The sequence below is a fragment of the Kribbella alba genome, assembly GCF_039529635.1.
Classification (GTDB): domain Bacteria; phylum Actinomycetota; class Actinomycetes; order Propionibacteriales; family Kribbellaceae; genus Kribbella; species Kribbella alba.
Genome location: NZ_BAAANE010000013.1, coordinates 89,325 through 106,900, shown reverse-complemented (window position 1 = coordinate 106,900; position 17,576 = coordinate 89,325). Strand labels below are relative to the sequence as shown.

Genomic DNA, 17,576 nt, shown 5'->3' with positions numbered 1-17,576 from the left:
ATCACTGGGAGAGCGCGTCCCGGAGTTTCTCGGCGTACTCCTCGGCCTCGGCGTCGTCGGCGTACTTGGTGCGGGGCCAGAAGAAGCCGCGCAGGCCGTCGCCCTTCGTCCGCGGCACCACGTGGACGTGCAGATGCGGCACGGACTGCGAGACGACGTTGTTGACGGCAACGAACGATCCCTGCGCCTCGTACGCCGTACGGACGGCTGCCGCGACCGCGCGGGCGGCACCGAACAACGGCACGGTGAGCTCGTCCGGCAGTTCGACCAACGTCGGGATGTGCTCACGCGGCACCAGCAACGTGTGCCCCTTGAAAACCGGCCGGACGTCGAGGAACCCGACCACCTCTGGCGTGTCGAACACGATCTGGGCAGGCGTCGATCCCGCGATGATCGAGCAGAAGAGACAGTCGGCCATCAGCCGAGCTTCTCGTCCACGAAGCACCAGCGCCATTCCTCGCCTGGCTCGAAGCTGCGCATCACCGGGTGACCCTCCGATTCGAAGTGCTTGGTGGCGTGCCGTTCCGGGGACGAGTCGCAGCAGCCGACATGCCCGCACTGCAGGCACAGCCGCAGGTGCACCCAGGTGCTGCCGGTGGCGAGGCACTCCTCGCAGCCTTCTGGGGTGGTCGGCGTCAGCACGCAGGGCGCCTCGGCCAGGTGCTCGCACTCGGCGCCAGGGGGCGGCGATACGCGAAGACTGTCCGACTGTCCGCCGACATCGTCGGCCTCGGCGCGATCCAAGATGGACTCCTCGATATCGAGCTGGATCTGGGCGCGTTGCAACACCTCGTCGGCGACCAGGCCGTCGTCGCGGACCTTCAGGATGTGTGCCCGCTCGGCCTGCAACATCTCCATCCGCAGCCGACGATAGGCCTCGCTCGGGGTTTCGTACTCCGATTCGGGCCGCCCGAGTCGTTCCCAGGCGGCCAGTGCACGGGCCTCACCCCGCTGGCGGAGCAGGTTGATCACCTCGGGCGGATCCGTCGGGGAGACGATGCGGTCCAGCACTTCTTCGGCCGCCTTGTGAGCAGCCTGCAGTACTGCGGCCTCCTGCAGCGCGTCCTCCGCGGGATCAGGCCCGGGCAGGCGCATCCGCCGTACGAGCCAAGGCAAGGTCGAGCCCTGCAAAAGCAGGGTGCCGGCGGTCACCGCCAGGGCGATGAAGACCAGTACTTCGCGATGCGGTGTGTTCTGGGGGAGGACGAACACCGCGGCCAGGGTGACCACGCCGCGCATGCCGGCCCAGGAGACGACGGCGACGCTCCTCCAGCTGAGCGGGCCGGGCCGGGACCGGCCGAGGATCATCCGCGACAGGTAGGTGGTCGGGAACACCCACAACGGCCTCAGCAGGATCACGGCCAGGAACACGCCGACGGTGGCGAGCGTGATCGTCCGCGCCGACAGCGGGCTGCGGGACAGATCGTCGAGGATCCAGCGGGTCTGCAGGCCGATCAGCAGGAAGACGGCGTTCTCCAGCAGGAACTGGAAGGTCCGCCAGTTGGTGCGTTCGGACATCCGGGAGGCGGCGGATTGGATAATCGGCGCCTTGTGTCCGAGCACCAGGCCGGTCACGACGACCGACAGCACCCCGGAGGCATGCACCTCCTCCGCCGCGATATAGGCGATGAAAGGTGCGGTCAGGCTCAGAGTCGTGTCGAGCACCGGGTCGGTGAACTGCCTGCGGATCTTGGCGAGCGCGATCGCGACGATCAGGCCGATGACCACACCGCCGCCGGCGGCGAGGAGAAAGTCCAGGCCGACGTCGAGGAAGGTGGGTGCGGTCGCCGCGGCCGCGATCGCGGTGCGCAGGAACACCAGCGCGGTCGCGTCGTTCAGCAGGCTCTCGCCCTCGAGGATCGTGACGACCCGGCGGGGAAGTCCGACCTTCTTCGCGATCGCGGTCGCCGCCACGGCGTCGGGCGGAGCGACGACCGCGCCGAGAGCGAAGGCAGCCCACAGGGGGAGTGGTTGCTGGCCGTCCTGCTCGGCCAGGCTGCCGAGCAGCCAGTAGGCGATCAGGCCGACGCCGGTGGCGGTGAAGGCGACCAGGCCCACCGACAGCAGGCCGATCGACCGACGGTGCTTGGAGAAGTCGACCAGGCTCGTCTTGATCGCGGCCGAGTAGAGCAGCGGCGGCAGGAAGCCGACCAGGACGACCTCGGGGGACAGTTGGACCCGCGGGACGAACGGGAGATAGGACGCCGCGATGCCGACGACGATGAGAAGCAGCGGGGCCGAGATGCCGAGCCGCCGGGCGAGTGCGGCGCCGGCCGCGACCACGGCGACGAGGGCAACGACCTCGATCGCGATATCCACGGCCACAGTGTGGCAGCAGCACCGCGCCAGAGTGGAGCGGTTCGCTCAGAGCCGAGACCGCGCTCCGACGAGAACGAGTCGGAAATCGGGCGCCAACTGAACTGCGGTCAGCGGATCTTGTCCAGGTAGGTCTTGTAGATGGTGAGGAACGGTTCCTCGGTGGCGACGGCCTGGACAAGCCGGTCGCAGCTGGCCTGGGCGGCGGCGATCACGTCCGCCGGGTATCCGAACAGCACCTGGTGCTCGGCGAACTCGTCCTCGTCGTCCACGTAGATCGTCCCGTCGCGGCGCTTCACCACGTCCAGGTCGAGGTCGATCATGGTGAACTCGGTCTCGCCGAAGGTCACCGGCGTGCTGATGTCGCAGTAGATCTCGGTCCGGCGCGGTTCGTCGTTGAAGATCGCGGTGAACCACTGGTCCCGGCGGAACAGCTGGACGTGCGCCTGTGAATGCGACACCTCGGGCTCCGCGCCTCGCTGGGACACCGAGTTCGGCGGCGCGCCGAGCCAGACGCCGTACTGGTCCTCGCCCAGGTACTTCATCCATTGATGCCAGTGCAGCCTCTGGTCGTATTTTCGGTAGACCACCCGGACGTCACGCATGGCGTCACCGTACCGGCGCGGGCGGTCACGTCCGTGCTGGCTATCCTGTGCCGATGGGACGGATGCTGGTCACCGGCGGCGCGGGCTTCATCGGCTCGAACTTCGTTCACGACACGGTGCGGCGCCACCCTGACGTCGAGATCACCGTGCTGGACGCGCTGACGTACGCCGGCAGCCAGAGCAACCTCGACCCGGTCGCCGACCAGGTGACCTTCGTGCATGGCGACATCTGCGACGCCGAGCTGGTCGACAAACTGGTCGCCGGCACGGACGTCCTGGTCCACTTCGCCGCCGAGTCGCACGTCGACAACTCGCTGAACGACCCGTCACCGTTCATCAAGACCAACATCATCGGTACGTTCACGCTGCTGGAAGCCGTTCGCAAGCATGACAAGCGGATGCACCACATCTCCACCGACGAGGTGTTCGGCGACCTCCCGCTGGACTCGGTCGACCAGTTCACCGAGGAGACGGCGTACGATCCCTCCAGCCCGTACTCCGCGAGCAAGGCGGGCTCGGACATGCTGGTCCGCGCCTGGGCCCGCTCGTACGGCATCGCCGCGACGCTGTCGAACTGCGCGAACAACTACGGCCCGTACCAGCACGTCGAGAAGCTGATCCCGCGGCAGATCACCAACGTGCTGATCGGCGACAAGCCGAAGCTGTATGGCGCCGGCGAGAACGTCCGCGAGTGGACCCACGTCGACGACCACAACGACGCGGTGCACCGGATCATCGCGCACGGCCGGATCGGTGAGACCTACTTGATCGGCTCCGGCGACGAGCGCAGCAACAAGCAGATCATCGAGAAGATCCTCACTCTGATGGGCGAACCGGCCGACGCCTACATCCACGTCGACGACCGCCCGGGCCACGACCTGCGCTACTCCAACGACTCCACCAAGATCCGTACCGAGCTCGGCTGGCAACCCCGCTACGCCGACTTCGATGCCGGTCTCGCCGCCACCATCGACTGGTACCGCGACAACCCCACCTGGTGGAAACCCCAGAAGTCCCGGACGGAAGCCACCTACAAACTCCTCGGCCGCTGAGGTCCGGCACCTCCTGAAGTGCCAGGACAACTTGTCCGCGGTCCTGACGGGGCGGGGACACCATGCGGTCTCGCCAGAAGCTCAACGTGATCTTCCAAGGCGATGTCTCGAGCTCCGGGCTGGTTCATTCGGTGCGCTGATCGCCGCTCCTCAGTCGGTGAGAGCCAGGGCGCGGAGGTTATCCAGGTAGGTCTTGTAGGCCGTGCTGAAGGGCTCGGTGGTGGAGATGTTGGCCACCACCCAGTCGCAGGCGGCGCGGGCGGTGGCGATGATCTGGGGTGGGTAGTTGTAGAGGGTCTGGTGGGCGAGGAACTCGTCTTCGTCCATGACCTTGACGGTGCCGTCGCGGAGGCGGCGGATGTCCAGGTCCAGGTCGACGGCGGTGACCGAGTCGACGCCGAACTCGGCCGGCATGGTGATGTCGCAGTACACCTCGGTCGGGTGCGGCGCGTCGTTGAAGAGCGCGCTCCACCACTGGCCGCGAGGGAAGAGCCGGACCCGGTAGTAGTCGATGGTGACCCAGTTGCCGTCGGCCCGCTGGGCGCGGGAGCCGGGGATCGAGCCGACCCAGAGGCCGTGCTCGTCCTCGCCGAGCTTGATCGTTTCCAGCAGCCGGTGCGGGCGCCCGTCGTACTTGCAGAAGAGTGTCCTCACCATTTGCATGACTTGCCCACCCCACCGCCCCGATCTGGCTCCATGCCGATCACTGTAGGTGAGGCCGACATCACAAGCGAGCAAAGCTCGCCGCGGAGGGTCCCGGAGTGTGAGATTCGCCGGGCCGTCCTTGCCGCGTTCGGATTCCGACCCCGGCGTGCATAGACTCAAGCATTCGAGGACAACCTGCGGAGGAGCTCGATGCGCGTGCTGGACACGGTCGGAGGACCAGAGGACCTCAAGGGGTTGACCGATCGTCAGCTTGGCGAGCTCGCCGCGGAGATCCGTGACGTCCTGGTCGAGACGGTGTCGCGGACCGGTGGTCACCTCGGCCCGAACCTGGGCATGGTCGAGATCACCCTGGCGATGCACCGGGTGTTCGACTCGCCCCGCGACCGGCTGATCTACGACACCGGCCACCAGACCTACGTGCACAAGCTGCTCACCGGCCGGGCGCCCGAGTTCGACACTCTCCGTCAGCAGGGCGGCCTCTCGGGCTACCCCAGCCGGGCCGAGTCCGAGCACGACATCGTGGAGAACTCGCACGCCTCGACCTCCCTCTCGTACGCCGACGGCCTGGCGAAGGCCTACCGCCTGCGCGGCGAGGACCGGCATGTGGTGGCGCTGATCGGTGACGGCGGCCTCACCGGCGGAATGGCCTGGGAGGCGCTCAACAACATCGCCGCCGCCGACGATCTCAAGCTCGTCATCATCGTGAACGACAACGGCCGCTCCTACAGCCCGACGGTCGGCGGCCTGGCCACTCACCTGACCAGCCTGCGCACCAACCCGCGGTACGAGAAGATCCTCGAGCTGGTGAAGAAGAACCTCGGCCGGACCCCGTACGTCGGTCCGCCGATGTACGAGGTGCTCCACGGGGTCAAGAAGGGGTTGAAGGACATGCTCGCCCCGCAGGGCATGTTCGAGGACCTCGGCCTCAAGTACGTCGGGCCGGTCGACGGGCACGACCGGCAGGCGATGGAGGACGCGCTCACCAAGGCGAAGGCCTTCGGCGGTCCGGTGATCGTGCACGCGGTGACCCAGAAGGGCTTCGGGTACGACGCGGCCGTGCAGGACGAGGAGGACAACTTCCACCAGGTCCGGCCGAAGTACAAGCCGCGCGGCTGGACCGACGTCTTCGCCGAGGAGCTGGTGGAGATCGGCCACCGCAGGCCTGACGTGGTCGCGATCACCGCGGCGATGTTGCACCCGACCGGGTTGTACCAGTTCGCCGAGGCATTCCCCGCCCGGACCTTCGACGTCGGGATCGCCGAGCAGCACGCCGTGACCAGCGCGGCAGGTCTGGCGATGGGAGGCATGCACCCTGTCGTGGGGCTATACGCGACCTTCCTGAACAGGGCCTTCGACCAGCTCCTGATGGACGTCGCCCTGCACAAGTGCGGCGTGACCTTCGTGCTGGACCGGGCCGGGGTGACCGGTGACGACGGCGCCAGCCACAACGGCATGTGGGACATGTCGATCCTGCAGCTGGTGCCGGGCCTGAGGCTCGCGGCGCCGCGCGACGGCGCCCGCCTCCAGGAGTTGCTGAACGAGGCGGTCGAGGTCGCCGACGCCCCGACGGTGCTGCGGTTCGCCAAGGGCGAGGTGTTCCCCGACATCGAGGCGATCGACCGCGTCGGCGACTGCGACGTACTGGTCCGGACCGGGACCGACGTGCTGCTGATCGGGATCGGCTCGATGGCGGCCACCGCCGTGGACGTGGCGACCAGACTGCAGGCCCAGGGCTTCGGCGTCACCGTGGTGGATCCGCGTTGGGTGAAGCCGGTCGACCCGAACCTGATCGAGCTGGCGGGAAAGCACAAGTTCGTCGTCACGATCGAGGACAACGGCCGCGCCGGTGGGTGTGGCGCGGCGATCTCGCAGGCGCTGCGCGATGCGGGAGTGACCACGCCGGTCCGGGATTTCGGGATTCCGCAGCAGTTCCTCGAGCACGCCAAGCGCGCCGCCGTGCTCACCGAGATCGGTCTGACGGGTCAGGGACTGGCCCGGGACGTGATAGAGATGATCGCCAAGCACCAAGGGGACGCGATCGCCAGTGAGTCAGACACCGCGAGCGGCAGGGCCTCCGGGGCCTGACGCGGGGCCGGCGAGGGGCCGCCACTCGGCGGCTCCCGTCCGACGGCGGGCCTGGCCGCTGTTCATCTCGCTGGCTCTCGTCGCCCTAGCCGTCGCAGGTGGACTCGCCCTGCATCAATCCAGGTCGGCCGGCCAGGCTGGTGACCCGGCTGTCACCGGTGGAGCCGCCGGTACTGCGGACAGCGACGTGGCCGCGCGCGCCGCAGGCGTGGACAAGGTTCTGGCGAGCCGCGCCGAGGCGGTCCGGCAGGACAACGAGGCGGAGTTCCTCGCTGACGTCGACCCCGGCAACCAGTCTTTGCTCGCCAAGCAGCGGATGCTGTTCGCCAACCTCCGGCAGTTCGGCTTCGCGAAGCTGAGCTACGAGCAGCTCCGCGAGCAGTTCGACCAGTCCTTGGTCGACAGATACGGGCCGTCGACCTACGCGGTCGCGGTCGCGATGGCCTACCAGATCGAGGGGATCGACCCGGTCCCGGTGCGGACCATGCTCGGCTACACCTTCACCCGTCGGCCGGACGGCCGCTGGATGCTGGTGTCGGACACGGATCTGGACTCCCGACTGCCGCGCGGGTCGCACCAGGAAGCGTGGGACATCGGCAAGGTTCTGGTGAAGCGGGAGCCTCGTGTGCTCGTGGTCGTCGAGCAGAACCAGACCGCGCTCGCGACGAGCTTGGCAGCCAAGGCGGCGAGTGCGGTGAAGGCGGTCAGTAGGAGCTGGCCCGGTGGCTGGACCGGCTCGGGTGTGGTCATCGCCCTGGATGACAAGGTGGTTCGCGGCGCGGACTACTCGCTGCCGAAGAACGCGGAGGACGCGCTGGCGATGGCGACCTTCGTCTACCGGACGCTGCCGGGTGAGGTGAGCGGGACGGGGGAACGGGCCGACTCCTACGTGGTGATCAACCCGCGCAACCGCTCGAAGGTGGATGCCCGCACGCTCGCCCACGAGTTCACCCACGTCGCGACCGCGCCGTACGGGACCAACGCCCCACGGTGGCTGGTTGAGGGATCCGCGACCTACGAGGAGTTCCTGCCGATGGACGGCGCGAGGGATCTGGCGCTGGACAAATACCGCGAGAAGGTGCGGACGCAGTACTTGCCCAAGGCGAAGAGCCTGCCGGGGGACGCCGTGTTCTTCAACGACTCGTCCAGCTCGTATCCGCTGTCGTGGCTCGCCGTGGACTACATCTTCCAGCGGTACGGCGGCACCGAACTCGTCACCCTCTACCAGGAGATGGCCGCACTGGGCACGACCCAGGCCGAGCGGAACAGGATCATGGTCGAACACCTCGGCCTCACCGAGGCAGGCCTCTTCCAGGCGCTCAAGAAAGCCGCGGCCTGACGGATCCGGCGGGACCGAGTAGGGTAGCCGCGCTGTGGCAGACGGGCGGACCGGAGGAATCGACCCGACGTGAGTGTGATACCCCCTAGCGCCGATCCGCCAGGCGCTCAGGTTCCGCCCCACGGGCCCCGCCGCTGGCTGGGCCTGCTTGTCGTGGTCACCCTCGTCTCGGCCGGTGTCGGCTACGCCGTTCACGACCGCGAGCGGGATGCCCGGAGCCACCCGCCGGTCGCGTCACCGTCCACCCAGCCGAACCAGGGCACCAGGCCACCCTCGAAGACGGCCGCCGCGGTCGCCGCCCGAAGGCACGCGGTCGACACGATCCTGCTGCGCCGCTCGACGGCCATCCGCACCGCCGACGAGAAGCTGTTCCTGCAGGACGTGGACCCGGCCAACGCCACGCTCCGCCGGCAGCAGGAGGTTCTCTTCGCGAACCTGGTGGCCGTCGGCTTCGGCGAGATCGGCTACAGCCAGGCCGAGGAGCGGTTCGACGCGGCCGTGGTCCGCGCACACGGCGCCTCGACATACCTGGTCCGGGTGCTGATGCGCTACCAGATCCCGAAGGTCGACGCGACGGCGGTGTCCAGCGAACTCGGGTACACCTTCATCAATCGCGGCGGTCGCTGGATCCTGGTCGACGACAACGATCTCGACAAGGACCTCGGTCCGGGTGCTCACAAGGAACCGTGGGACCTCGGCCCGATCGAGGTGCACCGCGGCCCGCGGGTGCTGGTGGTGGTCGAGAAGGGCGATGCGAAGCGGGGCAACTCGATCGTGACCGAGGCCGGTGAAGCCCTCACCGAGGTCGCCGCGTACTGGCCGCGCAAGTGGGAGGGGTCGGTGCTGATCGCCGCGCTCGACGAGCCCGACGTCCGGGACGCCCGGTTCGCCGACGAGGACGTCGAGTCGGCCGCCAGCGCGGGTAACACCTTCTCCTCGCTGCCCGGTCAGGACACCGCCGACGGAACGGTGGCCGGCGCCTACATCGTCGTCAACCCGAACGAACGCGACCGGGTCGACGAGATCCTGCTGTCCCACGAGGTCACCCACGTCGCCACCGCGGACCTCGGCGGCTACGAACCGCTGTGGCTCGCGGAGGGCGCCGCGGAGTACGTGTCGTGGCGGGGGATCGAGGCGATCAGCGGGCCTGGCGAGGTCGGCAAGTGGGAGCAGGAGGTCATCGACCAGGCGCTGCCCCAGTTGAGCGCGCTGCCGTCGGACGCGGGGTTCTACCAGAACACGGCGGACGTGTACGGCGTGAGCTGGCTGGCGGTCCGCTTCCTGGTGAGCCGGATCGGCCTGACCGGGGTCGAGGACCTCTACGAGGACCTTGCCCGCAACGGCATCGACCAGGTCTCCAGGGACCGGATCCTGCAGAGTCGCACCAGCTTCACCGAGGCGTCCCTGTGGATCTACCTGAAGGACTACAAGCCTCCACGCTGACAGGCAACAGGCAGTCACCCCGTGTGCCGGTTTGACCTCGTCCGGTCAGAAGGGCACGCTCAGGGTGTTCCGTCCGAGTTGAGGAGGCGTACTGATGAGTCTGCTGCGGAAGAAGACGATCGAGCAATCGATCGCGGACACCGACGAGCCGGAGTACCAGCTCAAGAAACGCCTCACCGCCCTGGATCTGACCGTCTTCGGCATCGGCGTCATCATCGGCGCCGGCATCTTCACCCTGACCGGCCGTGCGGCCAAGTCGTTCGCCGGTCCGGGCATCGCGCTGTCGTTCGTGCTCGCGGCGATCTGTTGCGGGCTGGCCGCCCTTTGTTATGCGGAGTTCTCCTCGACCGTGCCGGTCTCCGGCTCGGCGTACACGTTCTCCTACTTCTCCCTCGGCGAGATCTTCGCCTGGATCATCGGCTGGGACCTGCTGCTCGAGTTGATGCTCGGGGCAAGCGTGGTGGCGCAGGGCTGGTCGACGTACGCGAAGTTGTTCCTGGAACAGATCGGCCTGGGCTGGCCGGACTCGATCGGCCCGGACAGCAATGTGAACGTGCTGGCGATGCTGTTGATCATCGTGCTGACGATCCTGGCGACGATCGGCATCAAGGAGTCGCTGCGGGTCAACCTGGCGCTGGTCGCGGTCAAGCTGTTCGTGGTGCTGTTCGTGATCATCGCGGGCCTGTTCTACATCAAGGGCTCGAACCTGACCCCGTTCATCCCGCCCAGCGTTCCGGCCGAGAGCGGCGACGTCACCATCACGACGCCGCTGTTCCAGGCGCTGCTGGGCTTCACCCCGTCGACGTTCGGCGTGATGGGCCTCGTGTCCGGCGCCTCGCTGGTGTTTTTCGCGTTCATCGGGTTCGACGTGGTGGCGACCACCGCCGAGGAGGCGAAGAACCCGCAGCGTGACCTGCCCCGCGGCATCATCGGCTCGCTGGCCATCTGCACGGTGCTCTACGTGCTGGTCTGCATCGTGATCACGGGCATGATCAACTACAAGGACATCAGTAGTGAGGCCGCGCTCGCAGAGGCGTTCCGCGCGGTCGGCAGGCCGGGCTTCGCCACGCTGATCTCGGCCGGCGCCGTTGCTGGTCTGACCACGGTGGTTCTGACCCTGATGATCGGCGCGGCCCGGGTCGTGTTCGCGATGAGCCGCGATCATCTGGTGCCACGCAGCCTCGGCAAGACCCACCCGAAGTTCGGTACGCCGTACCGGCTGACGCTGGGCATCGGCCTGGTCGTCGCGATCGTGGCCGGTGTGACGCCGATCGGCAAGCTGGAGGAGATGGTGAACATCGGCACGCTGGCCGCCTTCACCCTCGTCTCGATCGCCGTTCCGTTGTTGCGCAAGAGCCGTCCGGACATCCAGCGCTCGTTCCGGGTGCCGGGCAACCCGGTGGTACCGATCCTGGCCGCGCTGATCTGCCTGTATCTGATGCTGAACCTGTCGATCGAGACCTGGTTGCGGTTCGCGATCTGGATGGTCCTCGGCTTCATCGTTTATGCCTTCTACGGCTACCGCAAGAGCCGCGTCGGCGAGACCGAGCGCACTGGCGAGACGACCAGGGCCTAACGGTCCGCAGCGAGAGTTTTCGCGTACTCCGCGAACGCGATCGTCTGCGCCACGACCGGAGCCTCGGCCGCGTCCTCGGGATCAAACCCGAGGGCGCGGCCTTCCAACGCCTGCCGGCATAATCCGGACCATCGCGGATCCAGCTCATCGATCGCCCAGAGCAGCGCCGCCTTCTTCGAGCACACCCGCGCGGTCGTCAGCGTGTACAAGATCCGGCACAGGGTCGTCACGGCGTACCGCTGACCCCATGCCAGCTCGATCGAGACCCAGATTGCCAGATCCGGCAACAACGTGACGACGTTCTCGCGCATCCGCCCGCGCAGCGCCTCCGGTGGAACCGTGTCGACCAGCTCCCGCGGATCCGGCCCCGCCAGCGTCACGCCGTACTCGCGGACCGTCCAGCGGACCACCTCTGTGTTGCAGTGCGTGGACCGCTGCATCTTCCGCCAGCCGTGGTCGATGTAGAGCCAATCGCGCCCGAGCCCGTCGAGCGACCGCAACTCCTGTACGACCGGGTATGAGCCCTCCAGGTGTTTCGTCCAGAAGCCCGCACGGGTGGGGATCTCGTCGTGCAGCGTGCGGAGTGCCGTCTCCTGGTCCGCGGTGATCGGTCGGTGCACGGGGATGAGGAAGTCGCAGTCGCTGAACAGGTCGGCGTCACCGAGCGCGAACGAACCCTGGAGATAGGCGCCCACGAACGAGTCTCCGAGGATCTCCCGCGCCGCTGCGGTCAGTTCCACCAGCAGTCGGTTGAGCTCGTCGTACGGGGTGAAGGCGGACCGGATCATGAGATCAGAGCCTGGCAGATCCGAGGCGCGGCGGCGAAGGGTTTGAGGGAGTAAGATCCCTGCGCCGGACAGGGGCGAGGAGCGAGTGATGATCAATCAACGGAGGCGGCTCTTCGCGGGTGTCGCAGCAGTCGCTCTCGTTGCTACCGCGGGTTTCGTGGTCGCGACCAGGTCCGGCGACTCCGGCACCCCGCGAGGGAACACGGCGGCGGCCGCTGAGGCGTCTGGCAGTCTCACCGACGCGCAGAAGGTCGTCCGCAAGCGCGAGGTCAACGTCCTGCTGGTGCAGCGGTCGAACGCCGTGCTGCACGGTGATATGAAGAGTTTCCTCGCCGCCGTCGATCCGGCGCAGTCGACGCTGGTCGCCCGGCAACGCACGTTGTTCGTCAACCTGCGGAAGTTCGATTTCGCCAGCCTGCGCTACTCCCTGGCCGATGAGCGGAAGACGGCTGCGCTGACCGAGAAGTACGGGCCCACCACTTTCTCGACCCGGCTGATGATGCGCTACCAGCTGACCGGGCTGGACGCGTCGCCGGTCCAGACGGATCTCGGCTACGCCTTCGTCAAGCGTGACGGCAGGTGGATCATCGTCGCGGACAACGCGATCGACGGGACGCTCAGCCGGGACGGTCACCGGCAGCCGTGGGACTTCAAGGAGATCGCCGTGGTCCGCCGCGGCAAGGTGGTCGTGGTCGTCGACAAGTCCGAGGTGGCGCTGGGCAACAAGATCGCGCAGAGTTCCGAGGGCGCGATAGCGGCCGTACGCCGGCACTGGCCGCGGCCGTGGAGCGGTGCGGTGATGGTGGTCGCGGTCCCCGAGGCCCGGGTGATGGCGACCGTCTGGAGCACCGGCACCGGCACCGGCACCGGCTGGACGGTCGCGGCGAAGGCGGTCACCCTGTACGACGGCGAGCCGCTCGCGACCAAGACGACGCCCCCGGTGGGCAGCCGGATCGTGGTGAACCCCTCGGTCCGCAAGAACCTCGACCAGGATCTGCTGGTGCACGAGATGACGCACGTGGCGACGGTCCCGATCGGCTACCTGGCTCCGGTCTGGCTGGTCGAGGGAATCGCGGAGTACGTGCGCTGCCACGCGATCGAGGACGACCCGCACTGGACGGTCGACCCGTATCGCAAGGCCGTCCGGACGAAGTACCTGCCGTCGCTGAAGGTGCTGCCCGGGCAGAAGGAGTTCGACGTGGACGGGGACAAGTCGTACGGCCAGTCCTGGTGGGCCACGGAGTACGTCGCCTCGAAGGTCGGGGTGAAGGGGATGGCGTCGCTCTACACGGACCTGGCCGTCCACGGCACCAGTCCAGCGGCGTACGAGTCGATCATCAGGAAGCACACCGGCGAGACATCCACACAGCTCGCCGCCGCGGTAAGGAAGTTCAAGGGATAGCTGCTGGGGGCCGGAGCGGGCTTCCGGCTCCGCACCGACCCCCAGCGGTCCTGGTCAGCTCAGGCTTGCGATGCCTTTCGGCAGGAAGGGTGAGCCGTTGACCTTCTCGGAAATGCCGCTGCGGTCCAGGTACGGCGTGATGCCGCCCAGGTGGAACGGCCAGCCCGCGCCGAGGAGGAGACACAGGTCGATGTCCTGCGCCTCGGCCACGACCCCGTCGTCCAGCATGATCCGGATCTCCTCGGCCAGGGCGGTGAGTACCCGGCTGCGGAGCTCCTCGGCCGTGGACGGCTTGTCCCCGACGGTGACGAGTGCCGCCACCTCCGGGTCGACCGACGGCTTGCCCTCGGCGCTCCAGACGTAGAACGAGCTCTTGCCCGCGGCGACGACCTTGGCCAGGTTCTCCGACACGGCGAAGCGGTCCGGGTAGGCCCGGTTCATCGTCTCCGCGACATGGAGCGCGACCGGCAGGCCGACCAACTGCAGCAGCACGAACGGCGGCATCGGCAGGCCGAGCGCGCTAAGTGCCTTGTCCGCCTCGGGGATCGGCGTGCCCTCGTCCACCGCTGCACTGACCTCGCCGAGGAACCGCGTCAGCAGCCGGTTCACCACGAAGGCCGGCGCGTCCTTGACCAGCACGCAGGACTTCTTCAGCGACTTGCCGACCGCGAAGGCGGTCGCGAGCGAGGCCTCGTCGGTCTGGTCGGCGCGGATGATCTCCAGCAGCGGCAGCACCGCGACGGGGTTGAAGAAGTGGAACCCGACCACGCGCTCGGGGTGTTCGAGGTCCGCTGCCAGCTCGGTGATCGACAGCGAGCTCGTGTTGGTCGCGAGGATCGCGTCGGGCCGGACGATCTTTTCCAGGTCGGCGAAGATCGTCTTCTTCAGCCGCAGTTCCTCGAACACGGCCTCGATCACGAAGTCGGCGTCGGCGAACACCTGGCGGTCCACCGAGCCGGTGACGAGCGCCTTCAGCTGGTTCGCCTTGTCCGGGCGGATCCGGCCCTTGCCGAGCAGCTTGTCGATCTCGCCGTGGACGTAGCCGACGCCCTTGTCCACCCGCTCCTGGTCGAGGTCGGTGAGCACCACCGGCACCTCGAGACGGCGTACGAACAGCAGCGCGAGCTGGCCGGCCATCAGACCGGCGCCGACCACGCCGACCTTGCTGACCGGGCGTGCGAGCGACTTGTCGGGAGCACCGGCGGGGCGCTTGGCGCGCTTGTTGACCAGGTCGAAGGCGTAGAGGCCGCTGCGCAACTCCTCGCTCATGATCAGGTCGGCGAGCGCCTCGTCCTCAGCGGCGAAGGCGGAGTCGCGATCCCATTTGTCACTGTCCTTGGCGGCCGCGATCAGGTCGAGAGCCCGGTACGGCGCCGGCGCGGCGCCGCTGACCTTGACGTCCGCAAATCCCTTGCCTCGGGCAACGGCAGCGTCCCAGGCGTCGCCCCGGTCGATCTCGGGCCGCGTCACCGTGATCTCGCCGGTCAGCACCTTGCTCGCCCACAGCAGCGACTGCTCGAGGAAGTCGGCCGAGTCCAGCAGCACGTCACCGATGCCGAACTTCACCGCCTCCGGACCGCCGAGCATCTTGTTCTGGTTCAGGGCGTTCTCGACCACGACCTTGACGGCCTTGTCGGCGCCGATCAGGTTCGGCAGCAGGAAGTTGCCGCCCCAACCCGGGATCAGCCCGAGGAACACCTCGGGCGTCGAGATCATCCCGGCAGCCACCGAGATCGTGCGGTACGTGGAGTGCAGCGCGACCTCGAGACCGCCACCCAGCGCGACTCCGTTGACGAAGGCGAAGCTCGGCTTGCCGCCGTCCTGCAGCTTGCGCATCACGCCGTGGCCGATCCGGCACAGGTTCAGCGCCTGCTCGCGATCGGTCAGCTTCGGTACGCCGGTCAGGTCGGCGCCCGCGGCGAGGATGAACGGCTTGCCGGTGATACCGATGGCGACGACATCCGCACGGGCGAGCGCGGCGTCTATCGCCTTGTTCAGCTCGGCCAGGCCCTTGGGGCCGAAGGTGTTCGGCTTGGTGTGGTCGTGACCGTTGTCGAGGGTGATCAGCGCCATCGTGCCGGCCTTGTTCGGCAGGTTGACGTCCCGGCTCGGCGCCAGCGTGACGACCTCGTCGGTCTCGATCGCGACCGCGTCGTCGATCAACTGCTGCAGGTCGCTCATGCCTTGTTCCCCTCGAAGTTGGGGTTCTCCCAGATGACGGTGCCGCCCATGCCCAGGCCGACGCACATGGTGGTCAGGCCGTAGCGAACCTCGCGGCGTTGGTCGAACTGCTTGGCGAGCTGGTTCATCAGCCGCACGCCGGACGAGGCCAGCGGGTGACCGTAGGCGATCGCTCCGCCGTACGGGTTCACCCGCGGGTCGTCGTCGGCGATGCCGTAGTGCTCGAGGAACGCCAGCACCTGGACGGCGAACGCCTCGTTCACCTCGAAGGCCTGGATGTCGTCGATGGTCAGACCGGCTAGCTTCAGCGCCTTCTCGGTCGCGGGGACCGGACCGACGCCCATCACCTCGGGCTCGACCCCGGCGAAGCCGTACGAGACCAGCTTCATCTTCGGGGTGAGGCCCAGTTCGGCGGCCGCCTCGGCGGAGGCGAGCACGCAGGCGGTCGCGCCGTCGTTGATGCCGGCGGAGTTGCCCGCGGAGACCCGGCCGTGCGGGCGGAACGGGGTCTTCAGCTTGGCCAGGTCCTCCATCGTGGTGCCCGGGCGCATCGGCTCGTCCGTGGTCGCGTAACCCCAGCCGTTCTCGGCCGAGCGGGTCGCGATCGGGACCAGGTCCGGCTGGATCAGGTCGTTCGCGTAGGCCTTGGCGGCACGCTCCTGCGAGGCGACCGCGAAGGCGTCCGCGCGCTGCTTGCTGATGGTGGGGAACCGGTCGTGCAGGTTCTCCGCGGTGGAGCCCATCACCAGAGCGGAGGTGTCGACCAGCTTCTCGGAGATGATCCGCGGGTTCGGGTCGACGCCCTCGCCCATCGGGTGCCGGCCCATGTGCTCGACCCCGCCCGCCACGACCACGTCGTACGCGCCGAACGCGATGCCGGCGGCGGTGGTGGTGACGGCGGTCATCGCGCCGGCGCACATCCGGTCGATCGCGTAGCCGGGCGTCGTGTACGGCAACCCGGCCAGCAACGCGGCGGTCCGGCCGATGGTCAGACCCTGGTCACCGATCTGGGTGGTGGCCGCGATGGCGACCTCGTCCACCCTGGCCGGTGGGAGCGTCGGGTTCCGCCGCAGCAGTTCCCGGATGCACTTGATCACCAGGTCGTCGGCGCGCGTCTCGGCGTACTGGCCCTTGGCCTTGCCGAACGGGGTGCGAACGCCGTCGACGAACACGACATCGCGGATCTCACGGGGCACGAGGGCCCTCCTCTGGGGTTCAGGGAGTTGGAGCAGCACCGATGCTACCCGTCAGTAACACATCTCCCCAACCCGCCACGCCTGTGCCCCTGCTCACAGCGCGAGAAGGGCCGCCGACACAGCGAGAACAGGGCGCTCAAGGGTCGGAAGGTCGAGATCGCGTAACCCGTGGCATCAGCGGGCGATCAGGCGCATGCTGGGACCCAGGAACGTCTCTGGAGCCGTCTAATGGACAACCACGAACTCGCTGTCCCGGTGCTGTCCCGGGGCAAACACCGCAACCCGCGCAAGGGTGCCTGCTTCATGGAATTCGCCTCCTACCTCGCCGGCGAACCCTGGTCGGACCACCCCTCCTGCACCCATCCGCTGCTGGCCGGAGTCGCCCGCGACGTCAACGACTGTACGACGGACGCCGGCCGGGCTCGGCTTGCTCCGCTCATCCCGTCGGTGATCGGCCTGACCCCGGACGACCCACACGTAGTACCGCGAGTCACTGCCCGCTGCATCCACCATGCGCTGCCGGTGGTGTCGCAGGAGCGGCAGTACATCCTGGCCGTGGCTCTGCTGGTGGGGGAGCGGCACCTGGCCGCTCTGGACGGCAGGCCGCTCGACAGCTTGGAGGAGGCCTCGCAGGCAGCGCTCGACGCTGTCCCGGCCGCCACCAAGTGGGCGCGCACCTTCACAGCACGGGCTCACCGGGGTCACCCGGACTTCGCTCGCCGGACAGCGCCACGGGCGGTGTCGTGCGCGGTGGAAGGGATCTCCCAGGCCTGTGTGACCAACCCGGACGAGCGCCTGTTCAACCTGCTGACCGCGGCGATCGACGAGTGCAAGGTGTGGATGCCTGCTTCGTTTCTGGCACCGCCTCCTCAGGCGCAGGCCGAAGAGGTGAGGCGGGACTCAGTACGGATCCGGTAGGGGGTCACT

Annotated in this window: 14 protein-coding genes; 7 read left to right on the top strand and 7 right to left on the bottom strand. The window is 68.0% G+C overall.

Translation table 11 applies throughout. The annotated features are described in order from the left end of the window. Position 1 precedes the first annotated feature (1 nt). From ABD210_RS30340 to ABD210_RS30330, 3 genes are all read right to left on the bottom strand, one after another. Positions 2-418, bottom strand: a complete 417-nt coding sequence (locus ABD210_RS30340) for an HIT family protein (RefSeq protein WP_344116182.1) — start codon at positions 416-418, stop codon at positions 2-4. Beyond that, positions 418-2,319 carry a Na+/H+ antiporter gene (locus tag ABD210_RS30335; protein WP_344116180.1) on the bottom strand — a complete coding sequence of 634 codons (1,902 nt, stop codon included), beginning with the start codon at positions 2,317-2,319 and terminating at the stop codon, positions 418-420. The genes ABD210_RS30340 and ABD210_RS30335 overlap by 1 nt, the downstream gene beginning before the upstream one ends. A gap of 107 nt (positions 2,320-2,426) precedes the next feature. Further along, positions 2,427-2,921: a DUF402 domain-containing protein gene (locus tag ABD210_RS30330; RefSeq protein ID WP_344116178.1), complete on the bottom strand. Its 495-nt coding sequence runs from the start codon at positions 2,919-2,921 to the stop codon at positions 2,427-2,429. 53 nt (positions 2,922-2,974) lie between these two features. Between ABD210_RS30330 and rfbB the strand changes: the two genes are divergently transcribed. Then, entirely contained in the window at positions 2,975-3,973 is a 999-nt protein-coding gene (gene rfbB / locus ABD210_RS30325; RefSeq protein WP_344116177.1) for a dTDP-glucose 4,6-dehydratase, read from the top strand. A 150-nt stretch (positions 3,974-4,123) separates the two neighbouring features. Here the strand turns inward: rfbB and ABD210_RS30320 are convergent, their stop codons facing one another. Then, positions 4,124-4,630: a DUF402 domain-containing protein gene (locus ABD210_RS30320; RefSeq protein WP_344116175.1), complete on the bottom strand. Its 507-nt coding sequence runs from the start codon at positions 4,628-4,630 to the stop codon at positions 4,124-4,126. A 198-nt stretch (positions 4,631-4,828) separates the two neighbouring features. On the opposite strand from ABD210_RS30320, the gene dxs reads away from it, so the two are divergent. The 4 genes from dxs (at position 4,829) to ABD210_RS30300 (ending at position 11,082) form a co-directional block, all read left to right on the top strand. Beyond that, entirely contained in the window at positions 4,829-6,724 is a 1,896-nt protein-coding gene (gene dxs / locus ABD210_RS30315; protein ID WP_344116174.1) for a 1-deoxy-D-xylulose-5-phosphate synthase, read from the top strand. After that, on the top strand, positions 6,684-8,063 hold the full coding sequence (locus ABD210_RS30310; RefSeq protein WP_344116173.1) for a gluzincin family metallopeptidase: 1,380 nt from the start codon (positions 6,684-6,686) through the stop codon (positions 8,061-8,063). Before dxs ends, ABD210_RS30310 begins: the two co-directional genes overlap by 41 nt. 69 nt (positions 8,064-8,132) lie before the next feature. Then, positions 8,133-9,506 (top strand): hypothetical protein, encoded by a 1,374-nt coding sequence (locus tag ABD210_RS30305; protein ID WP_344116171.1) that lies wholly within the window; start codon positions 8,133-8,135, stop codon positions 9,504-9,506. A gap of 94 nt (positions 9,507-9,600) precedes the next feature. Beyond that, positions 9,601-11,082, top strand: coding sequence for an APC family permease (locus ABD210_RS30300; protein ID WP_344116168.1), 1,482 nt, complete (start codon positions 9,601-9,603; stop codon positions 11,080-11,082). Here ABD210_RS30300 and ABD210_RS30295 read toward each other — a convergent pair. Further along, positions 11,079-11,870 carry an aminoglycoside adenylyltransferase domain-containing protein gene (locus ABD210_RS30295; RefSeq protein WP_344116166.1) on the bottom strand — a complete coding sequence of 264 codons (792 nt, stop codon included), beginning with the start codon at positions 11,868-11,870 and terminating at the stop codon, positions 11,079-11,081. The genes ABD210_RS30300 and ABD210_RS30295 overlap by 4 nt on opposite strands. A gap of 88 nt (positions 11,871-11,958) precedes the next feature. Here ABD210_RS30295 and ABD210_RS30290 point away from each other — a divergent pair, with 88 nt between their 5' ends. Next, positions 11,959-13,272 carry a hypothetical protein gene (locus tag ABD210_RS30290; RefSeq protein ID WP_344116164.1) on the top strand — a complete coding sequence of 438 codons (1,314 nt, stop codon included), beginning with the start codon at positions 11,959-11,961 and terminating at the stop codon, positions 13,270-13,272. A gap of 54 nt (positions 13,273-13,326) precedes the next feature. Here ABD210_RS30290 and ABD210_RS30285 read toward each other — a convergent pair whose 3' ends face one another. Both ABD210_RS30285 and ABD210_RS30280 read right to left on the bottom strand, forming a co-directional pair. Next, positions 13,327-15,453: a 3-hydroxyacyl-CoA dehydrogenase NAD-binding domain-containing protein gene (locus ABD210_RS30285; RefSeq protein WP_344116162.1), complete on the bottom strand. Its 2,127-nt coding sequence runs from the start codon at positions 15,451-15,453 to the stop codon at positions 13,327-13,329. Next, positions 15,450-16,649: a thiolase family protein gene (locus tag ABD210_RS30280; RefSeq protein WP_344116161.1), complete on the bottom strand. Its 1,200-nt coding sequence runs from the start codon at positions 16,647-16,649 to the stop codon at positions 15,450-15,452. Before ABD210_RS30280 ends, ABD210_RS30285 begins: the two co-directional genes overlap by 4 nt. 228 nt (positions 16,650-16,877) lie before the next feature. On the opposite strand from ABD210_RS30280, the gene ABD210_RS30275 reads away from it, so the two are divergent. Further along, positions 16,878-17,567, top strand: coding sequence for a hypothetical protein (locus ABD210_RS30275; protein WP_344116159.1), 690 nt, complete (start codon positions 16,878-16,880; stop codon positions 17,565-17,567). Positions 17,568-17,576 lie beyond the last annotated feature (9 nt).